The organism is Glycomyces lechevalierae (assembly GCF_027622945.1).
Lineage (GTDB): Bacteria > Actinomycetota > Actinomycetes > Mycobacteriales > Micromonosporaceae > Glycomyces > Glycomyces rutgersensis.
Genome location: NZ_JAPZVQ010000001.1, coordinates 13,277 through 33,181, shown reverse-complemented (window position 1 = coordinate 33,181; position 19,905 = coordinate 13,277). Strand labels below are relative to the sequence as shown.

Sequence of the window (19,905 nt, the reverse complement as noted above, 5' to 3'; positions counted from 1 at the left end):
ACCTGTCCTGTCATCGTGTTCAGCCTCCCGGGCCCACCCTAGCGGTCCTGCCGCCTTCAGGCCGACAGACGAGAGAGGACCGTTTGATCCGTCCACTTCGTTCTGATCCGGGGCAACCGCTCGCCGCTGCTCCGGCGTACTAGAGGTCGACATCCCTCACCACCTTGCAAGCCAACGAAGGGCGACCATGGAACGACGCGATGTAATCAAGCTCGGCGCCGCAGTGACCGCTGGTGGAGCCGTGCTCGGCTCCGGCTCTGCCGCGCAGGCGGAACGGTCGACCGCTCAGGCCGCCGTCACCACGGCGGCGCAGATCAAGGCGGTCTGGGACACCGAGACCGCGAAGGCCGGCGGCACCTGGCAGGGGTACGTGACCCTGCTCAGCGGCACCGCCGCGCCCGTCGTGGCCGTCGACAAGAGCTCCAAGAGCATTCAGACGGCCGCGAGCATGAACAAGCTCGGCATCGCGCTCGGCGTACTCGACAAGATCGACCGCAGCGAGCTCGCGCTGGACGACCGGATCACGCTCACCTCGGACATCATCCTCACCGGCTCGGGATTCTACTTCCACCAGACCGCGTACGGCGACGAGATCACCGTCGCGAACGTCCTGGTGGCGATGCTCCTGACCTCGGACAACACCTCGGTGCGGCTGTGCGGCCTGGTCTGCCCGCCCGCCGAGATCAACGAGACCCTGGCCGCGAAGGGCTTCACCGACACCCGCGTGATCCCCAACCCGGCCAACCCGAACCGCATGTGGCTCGGGAACACCACCACCTTCGAGGCCAACGACCTCCTCACCCGCCTCGCGAAGGGCGAGCTGCTCTCGGCCAAGGGCACGAGCTTCTTCCTCAACGTTCTGAAGGGGCTCAGCGGCTACCACGACGGCTTCCGCCGCAACATGTCCTCGGTCGAGCGCTCGCGCGTCGCCATGAAGTACGGCGCTGACGACGCCACCCGCAACGAGTCCGGCGTGGTCTACAGCGCCGCGGGCGCCCCGGCCCTCGTCTACTCGTTCATGGCCCAGTTCACCGACAACTGGGGCAACTACGGCGCGACCCACCCGGCCGTGCAGGCGCACGCCGCCATGGGCCGCAAGATGTTCGACATCGTGAACGCGGCGGGCCTCGCCGCCACCGACGCCGTGACCCTCGAGGTCGAGCAGGAAGCCCTCAACGGCGGCCTGACCCAGTAGTCCACTAACGCGAAGGCCCGGCTCCGGCCGGGCCTTCCGCGTTGCGGGCGCACCCGGCCGGGCAAAATCCCCACAAATTCAAGCCCGAACATTTGTACGATTGAATTACGACATTCAGGCTTAAATTTCCTTAGGCTTCATGGCACCTCCACCGAAAGGAACGCCATGAACGCCCACGACGCCCTCGCCTACTACACCCAGCCCGGCCCGCTCACCGACGCCGGCGCCCACCACGACGCCCTCCTCGCCCTCCCGAAGGACGTGCCCGCACTCCTCGCCGCAGTCCAAGGCACCCTCGTCCACCAGGCCCTCACCCACCTCTACGACTTCGAACTCACCGAGGCCCAGCGCGAGACCGCGCACCTCCGTCCCGCCGAACGCATCCTCGGGCAGATCCTCGACGACGACCAGCGGCCCCTCGCCGACCAGCGCGAACCGAAGCAGCGCTTCGCCTGCACCTGCCGCACCTTCACCCTCGTCACCGTCGCCGCCCTCCGCGCCCACGGCGTCGCCGCCCGCGCCCGCTGCGGCTTCATGCACTACGAGCCGAACTCCGACTGGCACATCGACCACTGGGTCGCCGAGCACTGGAACGGCGAACGCTGGATCCTCTCCGACGCCCAGATGGACCCCGTCCAGACCAAGGCGTTCAAGCTCGACTTCGACCCCGCCGACGTCCCCCGCGACCGGTTCATCGTCGCCGGGCAGGCCTGGACCGCCTACCGCGCCGGCGAACTCGACGCCGACAAATGCGGCCTCCCCGGCGTCCCCGGCGAGCAGGGCGCCTGGTGGATCGCCGCCAACCTCATCCGCGACACCGCCGCACTGGCCAACATGGAACTCCTGCCCTGGGACGTCTGGGGCCGCATGCCCGAACCCGAGGACACCATCGACGCCGACCTCACCGCCCTCCTCGACGACCTCGCCGCCGTCACCACCGACCCCGACACCGCCGCCGACGCCCGCACCCGCTACGAGACCGACGACCGCATCCGCGTCCCCGAAAAGGTCCTGAACGCGCTCCGCCAGACAGCCGAACCGGTCATCCCGGTCGACTGACCCACCGGTGCTGTACGGTTCGGTGCGTATCCCACACAAAAGGAGATGAACGACTGTGGACGTGGAGCGCACCGAGCTGCCCGGAATCGGAGTGCGGTTCGAATTCGAGACCAAACGCCATGTGCGCCTAGGCATCGTCGCCCACCGCGAGGGCCGCCGCGACTTCATCATCTACGACCCCGACGACCCCGACTCGATGCTCGACTGCATCGTCTTCTCCGCCGACGAATCCGCCGCCATCGGCGAACTCCTCGGCGGCGCCCGCATCGTCGAGAAGCTCAACCGCCTCCACCACGAGATCGACAACCTCGTCTCGCGCCAGCTCAAGGTCGACGCCACCAGCCCCTACGCCGAACGCCCCCTCGGGGACACGCGCGCCCGCACCCGCACCGGCGCCTCCATCGTCGCGATCGTCCGCTCCGAAGGCGTCGAGACCGGACCCGCCCCCTCCGCGATCCTCCATGTCGGCGACCGCCTCGTCACCATCGGCACCCAGGAGGCCGTCGACGGGGTCGACCGGATTCTGCGCGGATCCGCCTAATGCACGGGACCGTCGCGCTTCTCCTTGAGCTCGGCCTCCTCATCGGAGCCCTCGGTCTGCTCGGAGCCATCGCCGGCAAGTTCGGCATCTCCGCCATCCCGCTCTACCTCCTCGCCGGTCTCGCCTTCGGGCACGGCGGCATCTACGAGATGCACGCCATCACCGGCTTCCTCGACGTCGGCGCCGAAGTCGGCGTCGTCCTCCTTCTGTTCACCCTCGGCCTCGAGTACACGCCGCGCGAACTCCTCGGCACCATGCGGACCTCCTGGCTCGGCGCCGTCGTCGACCTCGTCCTCAACGCCACCCCGGGCGTCGCCTGCGCCCTCCTCCTCGGCTGGGGCCCCGTCGCCGCCGTCGTCTTCGGCGGCGTCACCTACGTGTCCTCCTCCGGCATCATCGCCAAGGTCCTCACCGACCTCGGCTGGCTCGGCAACCGCGAAACCCCCACGATCCTCGCCCTCCTCGTCGCCGAGGACATGATTATGGCGCTCTACCTGCCGATCCTCACCACGATCCTCGCCGGACTCGCCTTCGCCCAAGCCGCCGTCGGCCTCGGCGTCGCACTCCTCGCCGTCGCCGCCGCGTTCCTCGTCGCCTCCCGCTTCGGCGGCCTCCTCTCCCGATTCCTCGCCTCGCCGAACGAAGAGATCCTCATGCTCAAAGTCATGGGCATCGTCCTCGTCGTCGCCGGACTCGCCGAGAAGGTCCACGTCTCGGCCGCCGTCGGCGCGTTCATCGTCGGCATGGCCCTCTCCGGCGAGGTCTCGCGCCAAGCCGAAGAGACGCTCGAACCGCTCAAGAACCTGTTCGCGGCGGTCTTCTTCGTCAACTTCGGGCTCGAGACCGACCCCACCGCGCTGCCACCGGTCCTCCCGGTCGCGATCGCGCTGGCGGTCGTCACGATCGCGACGAAGTTCGCCACGGGCTGGTGGGCGGCGGGCCGCTCCGGCTCCGCGTTCACCGGCAAGCTCCGCGCCGGGCTCGTGCTCCTGCCGCGCGGCGAGTTCTCGATCGTCATCGCCGGCCTCGGCGTCACCGCGGGCCTGGACCCCGCGCTCGGCTCCGTCGCCGCAGCGTACGTGCTGATCCTGGCCGCCATCGGCCCGCTCGCACCGCGCCTCGCGGGCCCGATCGTCGCCAAGCGGCGCAAGAAGAACCGCGCGAGACGCCTCGCGCAAGCGGCCGTCTAGCGCAGCGGTGGCGGGAGTGCACAGTGCCGGCGAAGCCGGAGTGAAGAGTGCGACTCCCGCCACCGCACACGCCGAACCGTTATCTCGGCTTGATAGAACTCAGTGATGGCTGAAACCGCGAACCCGCCCCGCCCGCAAGACGAGGTCGTCGACATCGCCCGCGACCTCATCCGCATCGACACCACCAACACCGGCGACAACGCGACCGCGAAAGGCGAACGCGCCGCCGCCGAATACGTCGCGGAGAAGCTCGCCGAAGTCGGCCTCGAACCCAAGATCTACGAATCCGCCCCCGGCCGCGCCTCCGTCGCCTGCCGCTACCCCGGCGCCGACTCGACCCGCGGGGCCCTCCTGCTCCACGGCCACCTCGACGTCGTCCCCGCCGAACCCGACGAGTGGACCGTCCACCCCTTCTCCGGCGAGATCAAGGACGGCTACCTCTTCGGCCGCGGCGCCGTCGACATGAAGGACTTCGACGCGATGCTCCTCGCCCTCGTGCGCGACTGGAAGCGCCGCGGCAAGGTCCCCCCGCGCGACCTCGTGCTCCTCTTCACCGCCGACGAAGAGGCCGGCTCCGACTACGGCGCCCGCTTCATGGTCGAAGAGCACCCCGAGGTCTTCGAAGGCGTCACCGAAGCGGTCGGCGAAGTCGGCGGCTTCTCCGTGACCCTCCCCAACGACCTGCGCGTCTACGTGGTCCAGACCGCCGAGAAGGGCCTTGACTGGCTCCGCCTGCGCGCCACCGGCCGCCCCGGCCACGGCTCGATGCTCCACGACGACAACGCCGTCACCCGCCTCACCCGCGCGGTCGCCAACATCGGCCAGCACCGGTTCGAGGTCGAGATGACCCCGACGGTGCGCCAGTTCCTCGAATCCGTCTCCGAGCTCACCGGCATCGAGTTCGACCCGAACAACCCCGACGCGACGGTCGCCAAGCTCGGCCCGGTCGCCCGCCTCATCGGCGCGACCCTCCGCAACACGGCCAACCCGACCCGCCTCAACGCCGGTTACAAGACCAACGTCATCCCGTCCACCGCCGACGCCGTCATCGACTGCCGCTCGCTCCCGGGCCGCAACGACGAACTCGAGGCGATCCTCCGCGAACTCGCGGGCGACGGCATCGACTTCGAGTACGAGATCCGCCAGCCCGGCTACGAGACCTCCTTCGACGGCGTCCTCGTCGACGCCATGGCCGAGGCCATCCGCCAGGCCGACCCGGGCGCCCGCACGGTCCCGTACATGCTCTCGGGCGGCACGGACGCCAAGGCCTTCGCGACCCTCGGCATCCGCTGCTTCGGCTTCGCGCCCCTGAAGCTCCCGGCCGACCTCGACTTCACCGCCCTCTTCCACGGCATCGACGAGCGCGTCCCGCTCGACGGCCTCAAGTTCGGCGTCGACGTCATGGACCGGTTCATTACCCAGTCCTAGAACCCAACGGGCCCTAAGCCGGTGAGCGCACTCACCGGCTTAGGGCCCGCAAACCCATGGACACCCCGCCAAGGCCGCCACTAGACTAGTCGGCGATGTTGATTTTCCTCTAGAAGCAGCCAGGTCACCGCGTAGAGCCACGCTCCGCGAGGACCACCGGGGCATCGCAATCCAAGCCGTCAGCGCTCAGCGTGCCCTCCACCCATTCCGCGAACTGCTTTCTGGAGGCGCCCATGTTCCGCCATGCTCAACTCGCCCTTGTCGACGTCACCAAGCGCTACGCCGACAACCTCGTCCTCGACCGGGTCACCTTCACCGTCAAGCCGGGGGAGAAGCTCGGCATCATCGGCGACAACGGCTCCGGCAAGTCCACCCTGCTCAGGCTCATCGCCGGCACCGAGGCCCCCGACAACGGCGACCTCACCGTCGCCTCCCCGGGCGGCACCGGCTACCTGCCGCAGCAGCTCGACCTGCCTGAGCAGGACACGGTCGCCGATGCGATCGACCTGGCCCTCGCCGACCTGCGGGAGATCGAACAGGCCATGCGCGACACCGAAAAAGCGCTCACCGACGGCGACGAAGCCGCCGCCGAGCACTACGCCGAGCTCATGGCCCGCTTCGAAGCCCGCGAAGGCTGGGACGCCGACCTGCGAGTCGACCAAGCGCTGGCGGCCCTCGGACTCCCCGCCCTCGGCCGCGACCGTCCCCTGGGGACCCTTTCGGGCGGCGAACGCTCCCGACTCATGCTCGCTGCGACCCTCGCGGCCCGACCCGCCCTCCTCCTGCTCGACGAGCCCTCGAACGACCTGGACGACAACGCCGTCACCTGGCTCGAGGCGCAACTGCGCGACTGGAAGGGCACCGTCGTAGCGGTCACCCACGACCGCGCGTTCCTGGAGGCCATCACCACCACCATGCTCGAAGTCGGCGACCGCAAGGCCCGCCGCTACGGCAACGGCTACACCGGCTACCTCATCGCCAAAGCCACCGAACGTCAACAGGCCCAAGAGGCCTTCGACCGCTGGAACGCCGAGGTGGCCCGCCAGGAAGGCATCGTCGACCACAACGTCGACCGCATGTCCGCGATCCCCCGCAAGCTCCCCATGGCCAACACCGGCTCCGGAGCCTTCCGGTCCCGCAATCGCGACCACGGCGCGAGCAGCCGCATCAAGGTCGCCAAGCAGATGCTCGAACGCCTCAAGGCCAATCCGGCCCCCCAGCCACCCGAGCCCCTGCGCTTCAGCGCCGACCTCGCCGTCACCACCCAGGAAACCAACCAGCTCGCCCTCCAACTCAACGACATCCGCGTGGGCGACCGCCTGAAGGTCGACACCCTCTCGATCACCCCAGGCGAGCGCATCCTCATCACCGGCCCCAATGGAGCCGGAAAGACCACCCTGGTACGAGTCCTCGCCGGAGAACTCGAACCCGATGAAGGCCAAGCCGAACGCAATGGAGCGATCGGCCACCTGCGCCAACTCGCAGGCCCGGGATCAGCGCGCCAATCCGTCCTCCGAGCTTTCGCGGCAGGCCGGATCGGCACCCTGGAAGAGCACACCGAAGCCCTCGACCGCCTCGGCCTGTTCACCCACGACGAGTTCGGAAAGCCGGTCGCGACCCTCTCAGTGGGCCAACGCCGCCGCCTCGAACTCGCCCGACTGGTGAGCCGACCGGTGGATGTCCTCCTTCTCGACGAGCCGACCAACCATCTGTCCCCATTGCTCGCCGAGCAGCTCCAAGAAGCCCTCGTCGACTACAAGGGAACGGTGATCCTCGTCAGCCACGACCGTCGCCTCCGGGAAGCATTCAAGGGCCGCCACCTGCAAATGAATGCAGGAGGCATCGAGGCTATGTCGGCCTGAACGGAGCGAAGCGATCAGCGCTGTGTCCGCCGGCCGGGATACGGGTCGAGTCCGGTTGGGGTTCAACCGCTCAGCGACAGAGGTGGGGGTGGCCTCCGGTTGTGATGCCGGAGCCAGGTGAGAGCCGGTCGCGGTTCGAGCAGTCAGCGACGGACCGGTGAGCGCAGGGCTTTGGCCCGTTGCCGTCGCGCGGGCCGAGGAGGTAGAGGCCGAGAGGCCGGGCCCGCGCTTCGGCTTCCGCCCGGCGGTCGGGAACGGCGCAGGCGGGGTTGTCGAGTCGAGTCCGAGAGGATATCGGCGACCGTGATTCGTCCGGCACCGAGCAGGCGCACTGTGGCGCCGGATAGCGCCCGATTCGCTCGATGCGATCGTGTGTTTCGATCCGGTGGGCGCCGTGGCGGATCGAAGCGGCTTCGATGTTCGCCGCCGCGAGTCGAGCTGCGGTGCTCGCTGCTGCGGTCACCGCAGTGGCCTTCGCGTACCGACTCTGTTCGATCAGTGCTTGTTTGCGCGCCCATGGTTGAGCCGAGCTCTCATGCTGCATACGTATTCACCTCCAATCGCTCGCTCGTTCTCCGTCGATCGGCCCGCCCCTGATGCAGGCTCATGCTGGCGGTCGTGTCGCCACGATCCCGCCCTCGCTTACACGGCCAGCGTGGCCAGCATGACCGGTGTGGACGGGTCGCCTCTCGGTTCCCGCACACCCCAGGGGACCTTCGCAGTCCCGGCGCTGGTGGCCGATCCTTCCTCCCTCTCGGGAGTCCAACCTCCTGTCCTGCTCTCTTGGCCGCCTTCCTGTGTGTCCTCTCTCGGAAGGCTTCTCTTCCGGAAGGCACCCCAGTTACCGGGCCGTGGTGATGGTTTCCCTGCGCGCCATGTCTGCTGGTGCGGGGTCGTGCTTCCCGGAGGCACAGTGGTGCGCTGCCCGGGAGTGTCCTTCCATTGCGCACCATCAAGGTGCGTGTCGGGAAGGGCTTGGTTTCGCCGTGCCTGTGACGTTGCCGAGTCGGGTCCTCTAATGCCCAATCTGGCATTGCCGCTCACAACAGCGGGTCTTACTCGAATGTGCCTCGTTCAGAGCACTGCCGCGGCCAAGGTGATCCCGACCAACGATCTCCCACCCAGCACGCCCCCTTTCGCAGAGGCCGTGGTCCGCTGTGGAACCCGATAGCACGAAGAGACTGAGCTGACGAGGCTCGGGAAAATCATCCGGTTTGGGTTTCGGCCAGAGGCTTGGCGTAGTCTGCTTGCACCTACTTGCCACCTGTACGTTTTCCGTATCCCTGTGCGTACATCAATCATCCCTCGTGCAGTGCCCGGTTGTCATCACCCACAGGGGTATAGGACCCTCACGTTTGCCCCAACCCCACTGCGCCCCAAGGCAAAAGCACGCCCCCGGCCCCCGCGGTCGGGAGTGTCGCCGCCCGCACGAACCCCGACCACCACCACGCCCGCCACTCGAAATAGGACCCCGATCCCATCCCTCCGTCGCTGCCAGGGCTAACCGCAACTCACCAACCCACCCGGCCTCGAAAACGGCAAGGGAACAATGCTAAGCGAATCCCCAAGTCCCCATTCACAATGGCGAAGTAAGACTCATTGATCGCCTCCGCCAGCGCCGCAGAGACCACCTCATACTCCGCCTGCAGCCCCTTATCCTCGATCCAAAGGTCGTTCCACGAGCCCATGCCCCCGAAGACCGAGGCATGCTCGCAGGCCGCGAACAAGCGAAGCGCCTCAAGGCTCAACGCACCGGCCGGAAACAACCCGCGCTGCAAGTCGAGCTCCTCATCGCCCGAATGAAGGCAAGCACCCGCATCAGCGAACCGCCGCCGCCAACCGTCAAGATCCGCGATCGTCGCAGCGAACGCCTCAATCCGTTGCAACGCAGCCGAAAGCAACTCAGCTGCGTCAGCCACTGTCACGACCGAGGGCACTTCCTCAGACGCAGCAAATGAACTGAACACCAGCTGCCACCGTCGAGGATCCGTGAACGAGGACCCAGCCGGCCCCTGGAACCCGTTCCCGGCCGTCACCGATGGCAGACCGCCGATCAGCTCCATCTGCGAAACCCAGACTTCCGCAGCCATCGCCGCCCCAGTGGTCAACAGCCCGACCCGCACGTTCGCGGCGAACGCCTCCGCCACCTCCGCCGGAAGCCGGTCCAGCACGTCCCGTCCCGCCGGCCGATGCAGCCAAACACGCTCGACCCCTCGCTCCCGCTCGCCTTCGAGCCAGTCGAAGAACGTCAGACCCTCCCCGAACTCGATCGCGCGGTAGAACTCGAACGCAGGGTGGCGTTCGTGGAAATCAGGGCCGACGGCCTCAAGATTGCCGGAGAGCCAGGCATTCGCATGCACGGCCAGAATCGCTGAGGTGAAGGGCATCGTGGCAGCTTTCGCAAAAGGAGCAGGACAGGCGGTCACCGGTGGGCGATGACGAGTTCCCGGGCGGCCGAGGCACATTGGGCAGCGTACTCCGATGGCGGGAAGCCGATGAGGTCCTTGAAGTCGTGGGTGAAGTGGGCGTGGTCGGACCAGCCGAGTTCGGCCGCGAGGCGGGCCAGGTCGGTCTGCGGGTCCTCGGCGAGGCGGTCGGCGGCGTCGTGGAGGCGGTACCGCTGGATCAGGGTCTTCGGGCCGAGGCCCACGTAGTCCTGGAAGAGGCGCTGCAAGGTCTTGGGGGACATGGCGAAGCGGGCCGCGACCTGGTCCACCCTCGTGATCGACCGGTTCTCCAGCATCGCCCGCACCACCGCGAGCACCCGCCCGTAGCGCGGATCAGGCTTCTCGGGCACACGGTCCGCCAAGAACCGCGAGACGATCTCGATCGCATCGATGTCATTGCCGCTCATCGCGATCGAGTTCAGCTCGTCGATCTCGCGGCCGAAGACCGTCGCCGCGCCCGCCGACCAGTCCGCCAGCGCCGCCGCCTCCACGCCACTGAAAGCGGTGAACCCGCCGGGCCGGAACTTCACCCCGAACACGCGTCCGCGACCGGTCAGCGGATGCCGCGAGACCGCGACCCCCGGCCCGTGCAGCTCCGCGCCGATCACCGGCATGAAGCTCAGGTTCACGCACGGATGGGGGATCACCACCGATTCGTACGAGGCGCCCTCGGGCAGGTCCCAATGCACCGACCAGTACCGCTCCACGTACTGCCCGAGCAGCCCGGTCTCGCGGTATCGCCGCAGGTCGATGAAGTTCACGGCCTCCTGCGGTCGCAGCAGGCCCTTGTCGCTCGCGGTGGCTCCGTTCACGCCCCGAAACTACCTCCGGGGTCTGACGCTTTTTTACAAGCGCGCCCGCCCCGGCCGGGCGAGACTGGCCTCATGAGTGAGAACAAGGTGAACCCGATCCCGGACGGCTACCACTCGATCACGCCGTTCATCGTCGTCAACGACGGCGCCAAAGCCGTCGAGTTCTACAAAGCGGTCTTCGGGGCTGAGGTCCTGACCCGCAACGACATGCCCGACGGCACGGTCGCGCACTGCGAGCTCCAGATCGGCGACTCGATCCTGCAGCTCGGCGACGCCAACCCCGCGTGGGGCATGGCCTCGCCCGACCCGGAGCTGATCACCGAGAGCCTCGTCCTCTACGTGAAGGACTGCGACGCGGTGGTCGCCAAGGCCGTCGAGGCCGGCGCCCGGGTCCGTGAGGAGCCGAGCCTCTTCCTAACTGGCGACCGGTACGCCTCCATCGCGGACCCGTTCGGCCGCCGCTGGTCGATCATGACCCGCGTCGAGGACGTCCCCCGCAAGGAGGCCGAGCGCCGCATCGACGAATGGCTCGCCTCCATGGGCGAACAGCAATAGCGAGGACACGGGGCGGGCCGCGAGGCCCGCCCTTCAGTAACTCTCCGGGTACCCCACGGTCGGCGCGGACACGTCGTCGAGCGCCAGGCGGATCTCCGGGGGCAGGAACAACTGCTCGGTCGCGAGCGAGGCCCGCAACTGGGTGGCGTTCCGTGCGCCCACGATCGCCGAGGCGACGCCCGGCTGGTCGCGCACCCACGCCAGCGCCACCTCCAACGGGCTCACCCCGAGCCCCTCGGCGGCCGTCGCGCACGCCTCGACGATCCCGGCCGAGCGCTCGTCCAGGTACACGCCGGCGAACCGCGCCCACTGCGCCGAGACCGCCCGCGAGTCGGCGGGCCGCCCGAACCGGTACTTGCCCGTCAGCACCCCGCGGCCGAGGGGCGACCATGCGAGCACGCCCATCTCCAGAGCCAGGCACGCAGGCAGCACTTCGCGCTCCACGCCGCGCTGCAGCAGCGAGTACTCGACCTGGCTGGCCACGATCGGCGTCCGCCCCGGCCACGCCGACTGCCATGCGAACGCGCGCGCGGTCTGCCAACCGGTGTGGTTCGAGAGCCCGACGTAGCGGACCTTCCCGCTCGACACCGCCGCGTCCAGGACCGACATGGTCTCCTCGAGCGGCGTGTCCGGGTCGTACACGTGCAGGATCCACAGGTCGATGTAATCGGTCCCGAGCCGCCGCAGCGAGCCCTCCAGCGACCGCATCAGCCACCCGCGCGACGTGTCGCGCTTGCGCGGCGCCCCGTCCGTGCGCACCCCGGCCTTCGTCGCGATGTGCAGCTCCGAGCGGGCCACGACCTTGCCGATGAGCTGCCCGATCACCGCCTCCGCCGCGCCCTGCCCGAACACGTCGGCGGTGTCCACGAGCGTGCCGCCGGCCTCCACGAACGTCTGCAACTGCGCCGCGGCGTCCTCGAGGCCGGCCTCGTCGGTGGTCCACGTCATCGTCCCCAGGCCGAGCGAGGAGACTTCGATGCCGCTGCGTCCAAGTGGTCGGCGTTCCATGAGCACACAAGTTACATCGAGTGATCTTCGCATGAAAGCCTCAGGTGCGCTTGGAAGGACGATGCGGCCGTATCGTCCGTGATGTCGCGCCACTGGCCGGTCGGCCGGTATTCGAAATATGATCGCGGGCATGGATTCCTGGACCGCGCCGCATCTGCCCGCCCTCCCCGGCCAAGGCCCCGCCCTGCGCCTGCACGACACTGCCTCGGCGGGACTGCGCGAGACGGTCAAACCGGGCGCCGAGCGCGCCACGATGTACGTCTGCGGCATCACCCCCTACGACGCCACCCACCTCGGCCACGCCGCGACGATGCTCGCCTTCGACCTCGTGCACCGCTACTGGCTCGACCAGGGCATCGACGTCCACTACGCGCAGAACGTCACGGACGTCGACGAGCCCCTCTTCGAGCGCGCCGAGCGCGACGGCACCGACTGGCAGGTCCTCGGACTGCGCGAGACCGCGCTCTACCGCGAGGACATGGAGGCCCTCCAGGTCCTCCCGCCCCGCCACTTCATCGGCGCCGTCGAGTCCATCCCCTCCGTCGGCCGCGCGGTCGCCCGCCTCCTCGAGTCCGGAGCCGCCTACCGCCACGAGTCGGGTGACGTCTACTACGCCGTCGAAGCCCACCCGGCGTTCGGCGGCGAGTCGAACTACGACCGCGAGACGATGCTCCGCTACGCCCGCGAGCGCGGCGGCGACCCCGAGCGGGGCGGCAAGCGCGACCCGCTCGACGCGATCCTGTGGAACGCCCCCCGCGACGGCGAACCGTCCTGGGACTCGCCCGTGGGCCCCGGCCGCCCCGGCTGGCACATCGAATGCGCCTGCATCGCCCTCGACCACCTCGGCGAGGCCATCGACGTGCAGGGCGGCGGCAACGACCTCATCTACCCCCACCACGAGTTCTCGGCGGCGCACGCCGAGTCCCTCACGGGCGCGAGTCCGTTCGCGCGCACGTACGTCCACACGGGCATGATCGGCCTCGACGGCGAGAAGATGTCGAAGTCCCTCGGCAACCTCGTGTTCGTCTCCAAGCTCCGCGCCGAGGGCGTCGACCCCGCCGCAGTCCGCCTCGCGCTCCTCGCCGACCACTACCGGTCCGACCGGCAGTGGGGCGCCGCGAAACTCGCCGAAGCCGAACTTCGCCTGGGGCGGTGGCGCGAGGCCGTCGCGCGCGAACTGGCCGTCCCGGCCGGCGCGATGCTCAAGGCCGTGCGCGAGCGCCTGGCCGACGACCTGGACACCGCCGGGGCGCTCGCCGCGGTCGATGCCTGGGCGAATGAAACCCTCACGAACGGGGGCGAAGACCCTTCGGCGCCGGACCTTGCCCGCGACACGTTGCGAGGACTGCTCGGAATAGACTGCACGCGCTGATTGTGCGAAATGCCGAGTATCGGTACGCTCACAGTTGAGCGTGGCCGACTCCCCGTCCTCCTGGAGTCGAATTGAAGATCCTGCTGCTGGCGTCCGCATTCAACGGGCTCACCCAGCGCGTCTGGTGCACCCTGCGCGAGCAGGGGCACGAGGTCGGCGTGGAACTCGCCCCGGCCCACGACGCCCCCGAGTCGCTCACCCGCGCAGTCGAGCGGATCGACCCGGACCTGATCCTGTGCCCGTTCCTCAAGCACCGTGTGCCCGAAGAGGTCTGGCGCCGCTGGACCACCGTGATCGTCCACCCCGGACCGGTCGGCGACCGCGGGCCGTCCTCGCTCGACCACACCCTGCTCGGCCAGGGCCCCCGCTGGGGCGTCACCGCGCTCTCGGCGGTCGAGGAGATGGACGCCGGACCGGTCTGGGCCTGCTCCACATTCGACGTCCCTGAAGGGATCACCAAGTCGGCGCTGTACAACAGCCGGGTCGCGGATGCCGCCATGGAGTGCGTCGCCACCGTGGTCCGCAAGGTGCAGAACGGGGAGCGCCCCGTCCCCGCCGAGGAGCTCCCGCAGCCCGTCCCCGGTACGGGTGAACTGCCGCTCCTGCGCCGCAGCGCCTTCGAACTCGACTGGCGCGCCTCGGCGACCGAGCTGGCCCGCCGCATCGCCGCCGCCGACGGCGCCCCGGGCGCGCCCGCCGTGCTCGACGGCCGCACCTACTGCCTCTTCGACGCCGCCGCCACCGCGGAGGAGACCGGCGCCGAGCCGGGCACCATCGTCGGCCGCGACTGCGAGGCCGTCGCCTTCGCCACCGGCCGCGGCACCCTCTGGGTCGGCTACGCCGCCCTCCTGCAGAAGAAGCGCGGCCCGAAGCTCCCCGCGGCCATGGTCATCGACGCCACCAGCGCGCCCTTCAAACCCGCGCCCGAGGCCGTCGCCGAGTCCGTGTACCGCCGCGAAGGAGACGTCGGGTACCTCGCGATCCGCTCCTACAACGGCGCCATGCACACCGAGCAGTGCCGCCGCCTCACTGGAGCGGTCGAGAAGGCCCTCACCGAGGACACCCGCATCCTCGTCATCACCGGCACCGAGCACGCCTTCTCCAACGGCATCCACCTCGGCGTCATCGACGCCGCCGCCGACCCGGCCGCCGAGGCCTGGGACAACATCAACGCGATCGACGAGCTGTGCCTCGCCATCGCCCAGGCCGACCAGCTCACCGTCGCCGCGTTCTCCGCGAACGCCGGCGCCGGCGGGGTCATGGCCGCGCTCTGCGCCGACGTCACCGTCGCCCGCGACGGCATCGTCCTCAACCCGTACTACGACATGGGCATCTTCGGCTCCGAGCTGCACACCTGGTCGGTCGCCAACCGCGTCGGCGAGCCGACCGCCGACCGGCTCCTGGGGGAGAAGCTGCCGATCTCCGCGGCCGAGGCCAAGCAGATCGGCCTCATCGGCGCCGTCGGGCCCCGCGACTGGGACGAGTTCCAGAACTGGCTGCGGGCCGTCGCGATCGGCTACAACGAGCCGGTCACGCGCGGGCGCATGTTCGCCGCGAAGGCCCGCCGCCGCGCCGAGTCGAAGCCGCTGTCGTACTACCAGACGATCGAGCTGGCCGAGATGGCCCGCGACATGTTCGACGACCGCCACGGCTTCGACGCCAAGCGCCGCGCGTTCCTGGGCAAGGCCGCGCCGACCGAGACCCCCGAGAAGCTGCGGTTCCGCTAGAAGAGCGAGGACAGGGCTTGCCGATCCGCCCACCGCGTTGACAGGTGCCGTCCCACCTGATGGACTGTTCTTATGTTCGAAGAAGGACAGTACTTCGCGCCGGTCAACACCGGCGCCGACGGCACGGTCAGCGTGGAACTGGGTGAGAACCACCCCGGCTTCGCCGACCCCGAGTACCGCGAGCGGCGCAACGCCATCGCGGCCCTCGCCCTGGACTGGGAACCCGGCCAACCTATGCCGGCGGTCTCCTACACCGACACCGAGCACGAGATATGGCGGCTGGTCAGCGCCGAACTCGCCGTGAAACACCAAGCCCTGGCCGCACACGAGTACCTGGAGGGCGCCGAGCGCCTCAAACTCCCCGCCGACCACATCCCGCAGCTCCACGAGGTCTCCGAGTCCCTGGAGCCGCTCACCGGCTTCAGCTACCTGCCCGCCGCGGGGCTCGTGCCCCTGCGCGAGTTCTACGGGGTGCTCGCGGACGGGAAGTTCCACGCGACCCAGTACATCCGCCACCACTCGGTCCCGCTCTACACGCCTGAACCGGACGTCATCCACGAGGTCATCGGGCACGCCAACGCGCTCGCCTCGCCGCGGTTCGCCGCGCTGTACCGGGTCGCGGGCGAGGCGGCCCGCCGCGTCCACTCCGAGGACGCGCTCGAGTTCGTCTCCCGCGTCTTCTGGTTCACCCTCGAGTTCGGGGTCATGAGCGAGAAGGACGGCCTCAAGGCGTACGGCGCGGGCATCCTCTCCTCGTACGGGGAGATCGACGAGTTCCGGGGCATGGAGATCATGCCGCTCGACCTGGTCACGATGGGCACCATCGACTACGACATCACGAAGTACCAGGACCACCTGTTCGACGCGGGCTCGATGGAGCGGCTCGAGGACGTGGTGGGGGAGTTCTGGGCGACCTGCGACGACGACTCGATCGCGCGGCTGAAGGCCGACACCCGCTAGCGGCACGGCGAAGCGGCCGGGCAGAGGAGCCCGGCCGCGTGAACCCCTGCGTCAGCCGCCGCTCTTGAGCGCGGCCATCCGGGCCTCGATCTCGGCGTCGTCCTCCAGCCCGTCGAGGCTCTCGAACTGCTTGTCCAGCGAGGACATCGAGAGCTCGGCCTGGCCGCGGACCCTGGCCTCCTCGCGGCGGACCTTCTCCTCGAAGCGGTTGACCTCGCTGAGCGGGTCCATGATGTCGACGCTGCCGATGGCCTCGTTCACCTGCTTCTGCGCCTGCGCGGTCTTCGCGCGGGCGACCAGGCTGCTGCGCTTGGACTGCAGTTCGGTGAGCTTCGTCTTCATCTGGTTGAGCGCGTTCTTGAGTTTGTCCACGACCTCCTGCTGAGCCCGGATCGTCGGCTCGGCGGCCTTGATCTCCTTCTCGAGCTCGAGCTGCTTGCCCAGGGCCACCTTGACGAGGTTGTCGAACTTGTCGGCCTCGGCGGCGTTGCCGGCGGCGCGCAGTTCGTCGGCCTTGCGGCTGGCGTTGCGGGCCTTGTTCTCCCACTCCTGCGCGGCCTCCTTGTCGGCGGCGGCGTCCTCCTCCATGAGCCGGAGGTTGCCGATGGTCTCGGCGATGGAGCTCTCGGCGTCGGCGATGCTGTTCTTGTAGTCGCGCTCCATCTGGGTCAGCATCTTCTCCGGGTCCTCCGCGGAGTCGATGGCGTCGTTGATGTTCGCTTTGAGCAGTTGGCCGATGCGGCCGAAGATCGACTGCTTCTTGGTCATTGGTCCACACACCTTTCGGATCGGTTGGTCGCTGGTCCTCGCGGTCGTCAGAATCGGCCACCACCGCCCCTGCGGGTGCCCGCGCCGCCGAACGAGCCCGGCGAGGGGCCGCGCCGGCGCGACGAACCGGGCGAGCCGAACCCGCCGCCGCGGCCGCCGGAGCCGTTGAGGATCCCGCCGAGCAGGATGCCGCCGAGCATCGCCCCGGCGTTCCCGCCGCCGCCCATGCCGCCCGAGAAGCCGCCGGGCAAGCCGGGATCGCGGTACGCGTTCACGTCCTGCTGCGCGAGCCGCGAGGCGGCCGCGGCGAGCTGGTCGGCCCGCTGCGCCCTCGCGAGGGCCTGCACAGGATCGGACGGTTCGAGCGCGCGGGCGGCGTCGAGCTGCTGGTTCGCCTCGTTGAGGCGGGTGCGGGCCTCGGTGCCGACGCCGCCGCGGTTGGTGTTGATGTAGTCCTCCACGGCGGCGGCCGTGGCGGCGGCGTTCGCGATGGTATGCGCCAGTTGGGCTTTCGCGCTCTCGCGCTGCTCCTGTTCGTCGCGCACGGCCCGGAGCTCGCCGCCGATGGCGGCCTGCGTCTGCTCGAGTCGGCGGACGGCGTCGAGCGGGTCCACCGGCCCGGCGGCCCGCGCGGCCTCGATCGAGGCGGTGACGGCGCGCGCGTCGGCGGCGGCGCGGCGGAGCCGTTCCCAGGAGAGGGAGCCGTCGCCCTTCCGTTCGGCCTCGGCGATGTCCTGGCCCAGCGAGGCGACGAGTCCGGGCAGGTTCCGTTCGGCCTCGGCGAGCTCGGTCCGGCGGCCGGTCACGGCGTCGAGGAGCTGCTTCGCCTGGGCGAGACCGCCTTCGGCGGCGCGCACCCCGACGGCGGCCCGCCCGTTCTCGCCTGCGGTGAGGGCCTCGCGGGCCTCGGTGAGGCTCCGGTCGGCGAACGCGAGCCGGTCCTCGGCGTCCTCGGCGTTGGCGGCAACCGTGGCGAACGCCGACGCCGGGTAGGCGGCCGCGAGCGCGGCCAGCGCCTCCTTCGCCGGGCCGGTGCGCCCGGCGAGCGCCGCCGCGTCGGCCGTGAGCTTCTCGATCGCCTCGGGTGCGCGGCGGCCGAGGTCGCGCAACTCCTCGAACTCGGCCGCCGCGCCGTCGAGTTCCTTGTCGGCCTTCGTGAGCCGGTCGACGATCTCGGTCAGGACCGCCCTGTGCTGCTCCTCGGTGTCGGGCACCTCGTCGTCGAGGGTCTGGCGCAGTCGGAAGGCCTCGGCGAGCTCGCTCTTGGCGGTGTCGAGGGCGGCCGCGAACTTGGCGGTGCTCTCCTGCCCGAACTCGGCGACGGCGAAGCCGAGGTCCTGATCGCTGGTGCGGACGGCGTCGTCCCCTTCGACGAGGAGCCGGCTCGCCTCCCGGTCGAGGTCCTCGGTCGACATCCGCGGGACCGGGTCGCCCGGGGGCGCACCGGTCTTGGCGCGGCGCCGCCGCCAGACGAGGAACACGACGAGCGCGATCGCCGCAAGGACGACCAGGAGGATGACCCAGCCCGCGCCGCCGCTCGACTCGCCGGTGGCCTGCTCGCGGTAGCCGTCGGCGGCGGCGATCGCGGCCCCCGCCCAGTCGTCGTCGGCGAGCGCGGGTTCGATCGCGGTCGTGGCGACCTCGTTCAACTGCTCGTCGGAGAGGGGGAACGCGGACTCCACAGACCACGAGAATCGCCGGTCGCCGGTGGCGACGGCGAGCAGGATGTCGTTGGTGCCCAGGTCGCTGCGCATGGCGGTCTGGTTCGCCCAGTCCTGCGGGTCGTAGCCGGAGAATGAGTCGACGTACGCCACGTACAGCCCGATCGCGGCCTCGGACCGCAGCTCGTCGATGGCGGCGTCGACCTCCGCGCCACGGTCGGCGATCGCGCCCACCTGGTCGGTGACCGCGCCGGAGTCGAGCTCGGGGGGCGCGACAGCATAAGCGGCGGAGCCTGCCAGGGCGAACCAGAGGGCGGCCAGTACGGCCGCCGCGTACCTCACTGATGCCGACATCGGCGCCCCCGGCTTCCCCGCGTGCTGAGCTGCGAATATCGCGAATTCAGATTAGGGAAGAAACCTCAGGTGATGCTCGATTCGGTGAAACAGCCCGCCCCGACCGGATCGGCCGCTAGTAGAGGCCCGCCTCGTACCTCGGGCCGTACTTGTCGATGAGCTCCTCGAGCGTGGCGTCGACGACCTGGGTCTCCTTGACGAGCTGCGCGTGCTGCGGCAGCGAGTCGGGCGCCCACGTCTCGGGCTTCCAGATCCCCGAGCGCATCGCGGACTTGCCGCAGTGAAAGTAGATCGTGTCGATCTCGACCACGAGCGCCAGGATCGGCTTGTGGCCCTTGACGACCATGTCGTCGAAGAACGGCGCGTCGGCGACGACGCGGGCGCGCCCGTTGATCCGCAGCGTCTCGCGCCGCCCGGGGATGAGCGACAGCAGGCCGACGTGCGGGTTGGCGAGCACGTTGTGGTACCCGTCGACGCGGTGGTTGCCCGGCCGCTCGGGGATGGCGACCGTGCCGTCGTCGAGGACGTGCACGAGCTTCCCGGCCGGGTCGCCCTTGGGGGAGGCGTCGCAGTTGCCGTCGGCGTCTGACGTGGCGATGACGCAGTAGGGGGAGGCGGCGAGCCATTCGCGGTCGCGCGCGTGGAGCCGGTCGCGCTCCTTCGTGGCCGCCTGCTGGGCCACCTCGCCCACGATCTCCTGGAGCTTCACGGGGTCGGTGACTTCGGTCCACAGGTGACGGTCGGGCGAGTCCATATGGGTCCCTTCGGCGGTGGCGGCCGTTACGACCCGATGCTACGCCGTCAGTCCGGCTCCGGTCCAGACTCGCCGCGGCGCTCGTCCGCGTCCGCGATGCCGTCGCGCACCCCCATCCGCACGACCCAGTACAGGACGTAGGCGCCGATGAAGGCGAACATGACGGGGAGGAGTATCTCCATGCCGCCCATCCTATTCGTCCGAGTGTGATC

17 protein-coding genes are annotated in these 19,905 nt (G+C 69.6%); 10 read left to right on the top strand and 7 right to left on the bottom strand.

Translation table 11 applies throughout. The annotated features are described in order from the left end of the window. The first annotated feature begins 187 nt into the window (after nt 1-187). The 6 genes from O2L01_RS00150 to abc-f all read left to right on the top strand — a co-directional run bounded on the left by O2L01_RS00150 (nt 188) and on the right by abc-f (nt 7,275). Nucleotides 188-1,195 carry a serine hydrolase gene (locus O2L01_RS00150; RefSeq protein WP_270119324.1) on the top strand — a complete coding sequence of 336 codons (1,008 nt, stop codon included), beginning with the start codon at nt 188-190 and terminating at the stop codon, nt 1,193-1,195. Between the two features lie 165 nt (nt 1,196-1,360). Then, on the top strand, nt 1,361-2,254 hold the full coding sequence (locus O2L01_RS00145; protein ID WP_270119322.1) for a transglutaminase domain-containing protein: 894 nt from the start codon (nt 1,361-1,363) through the stop codon (nt 2,252-2,254). A gap of 55 nt (nt 2,255-2,309) precedes the next feature. Continuing rightward, entirely contained in the window at nt 2,310-2,795 is a 486-nt protein-coding gene (locus O2L01_RS00140) for a cation:proton antiporter regulatory subunit (protein ID WP_270119320.1), read from the top strand. Next, nucleotides 2,795-3,985 carry a cation:proton antiporter gene (locus O2L01_RS00135; RefSeq protein ID WP_270119318.1) on the top strand — a complete coding sequence of 397 codons (1,191 nt, stop codon included), beginning with the start codon at nt 2,795-2,797 and terminating at the stop codon, nt 3,983-3,985. The genes O2L01_RS00140 and O2L01_RS00135 overlap by 1 nt, the downstream gene beginning before the upstream one ends. Nucleotides 3,986-4,090: 105 nt before the next feature. After that, entirely contained in the window at nt 4,091-5,413 is a 1,323-nt protein-coding gene (locus O2L01_RS00130) for a M20/M25/M40 family metallo-hydrolase (protein ID WP_270119316.1), read from the top strand. Between the two features lie 233 nt (nt 5,414-5,646). Then, nucleotides 5,647-7,275, top strand: coding sequence for a ribosomal protection-like ABC-F family protein (gene abc-f / locus O2L01_RS00125; protein WP_270119315.1), 1,629 nt, complete (start codon nt 5,647-5,649; stop codon nt 7,273-7,275). Nucleotides 7,276-8,786: 1,511 nt separating this feature from the next. On the opposite strand, the gene O2L01_RS00120 is transcribed toward abc-f, so the two are convergent. Next, the gene (locus O2L01_RS00120) at nt 8,787-9,662 is read right to left on the bottom strand and encodes a hypothetical protein (RefSeq protein WP_270119313.1); all 876 of its coding nucleotides are present in this window, start codon (nt 9,660-9,662) and stop codon (nt 8,787-8,789) included. A 35-nt stretch (nt 9,663-9,697) separates the two neighbouring features. Further along, the gene (locus tag O2L01_RS00115; protein WP_270119312.1) at nt 9,698-10,534 is read right to left on the bottom strand and encodes an AraC family transcriptional regulator; all 837 of its coding nucleotides are present in this window, start codon (nt 10,532-10,534) and stop codon (nt 9,698-9,700) included. A 72-nt stretch (nt 10,535-10,606) separates the two neighbouring features. Between O2L01_RS00115 and O2L01_RS00110 the strand changes: the two genes are divergently transcribed. After that, nucleotides 10,607-11,089: a VOC family protein gene (locus tag O2L01_RS00110; protein ID WP_270119311.1), complete on the top strand. Its 483-nt coding sequence runs from the start codon at nt 10,607-10,609 to the stop codon at nt 11,087-11,089. A 33-nt stretch (nt 11,090-11,122) separates the two neighbouring features. Here O2L01_RS00110 and O2L01_RS00105 read toward each other — a convergent pair whose 3' ends face one another. Then, nucleotides 11,123-12,097, bottom strand: a complete 975-nt coding sequence (locus O2L01_RS00105) for an aldo/keto reductase (RefSeq protein WP_270119310.1) — start codon at nt 12,095-12,097, stop codon at nt 11,123-11,125. Nucleotides 12,098-12,227: 130 nt separating this feature from the next. Here O2L01_RS00105 and mshC point away from each other — a divergent pair, with 130 nt between their 5' ends. From mshC to O2L01_RS00090, 3 genes are all read left to right on the top strand, one after another. Continuing rightward, nucleotides 12,228-13,469, top strand: a complete 1,242-nt coding sequence (gene mshC, locus O2L01_RS00100; RefSeq protein ID WP_270119309.1) for a cysteine--1-D-myo-inosityl 2-amino-2-deoxy-alpha-D-glucopyranoside ligase — start codon at nt 12,228-12,230, stop codon at nt 13,467-13,469. Between the two features lie 71 nt (nt 13,470-13,540). Beyond that, nucleotides 13,541-15,196: an enoyl-CoA hydratase-related protein gene (locus O2L01_RS00095; protein WP_270119308.1), complete on the top strand. Its 1,656-nt coding sequence runs from the start codon at nt 13,541-13,543 to the stop codon at nt 15,194-15,196. 72 nt (nt 15,197-15,268) lie between these two features. Further along, nucleotides 15,269-16,156 carry a phenylalanine 4-monooxygenase gene (locus tag O2L01_RS00090; RefSeq protein WP_270119306.1) on the top strand — a complete coding sequence of 296 codons (888 nt, stop codon included), beginning with the start codon at nt 15,269-15,271 and terminating at the stop codon, nt 16,154-16,156. Nucleotides 16,157-16,207: 51 nt separating this feature from the next. Here O2L01_RS00090 and O2L01_RS00085 read toward each other — a convergent pair whose 3' ends face one another. From O2L01_RS00085 to O2L01_RS00070, 4 genes are all read right to left on the bottom strand, one after another. Next, nucleotides 16,208-16,924 (bottom strand): PspA/IM30 family protein, encoded by a 717-nt coding sequence (locus O2L01_RS00085; protein WP_270119305.1) that lies wholly within the window; start codon nt 16,922-16,924, stop codon nt 16,208-16,210. Between the two features lie 47 nt (nt 16,925-16,971). After that, on the bottom strand, nt 16,972-18,939 hold the full coding sequence (locus tag O2L01_RS00080) for a TPM domain-containing protein (protein ID WP_270119304.1): 1,968 nt from the start codon (nt 18,937-18,939) through the stop codon (nt 16,972-16,974). A 115-nt stretch (nt 18,940-19,054) separates the two neighbouring features. Continuing rightward, nucleotides 19,055-19,693, bottom strand: a complete 639-nt coding sequence (locus O2L01_RS00075) for an MSMEG_1061 family FMN-dependent PPOX-type flavoprotein (protein ID WP_270119302.1) — start codon at nt 19,691-19,693, stop codon at nt 19,055-19,057. Nucleotides 19,694-19,740: 47 nt separating this feature from the next. After that, a complete protein-coding gene (locus O2L01_RS00070; RefSeq protein ID WP_270119300.1) occupies nt 19,741-19,875 on the bottom strand; it encodes a hypothetical protein in 135 nt (44 codons plus the stop codon). Nucleotides 19,876-19,905: the final 30 nt, after the last annotated feature.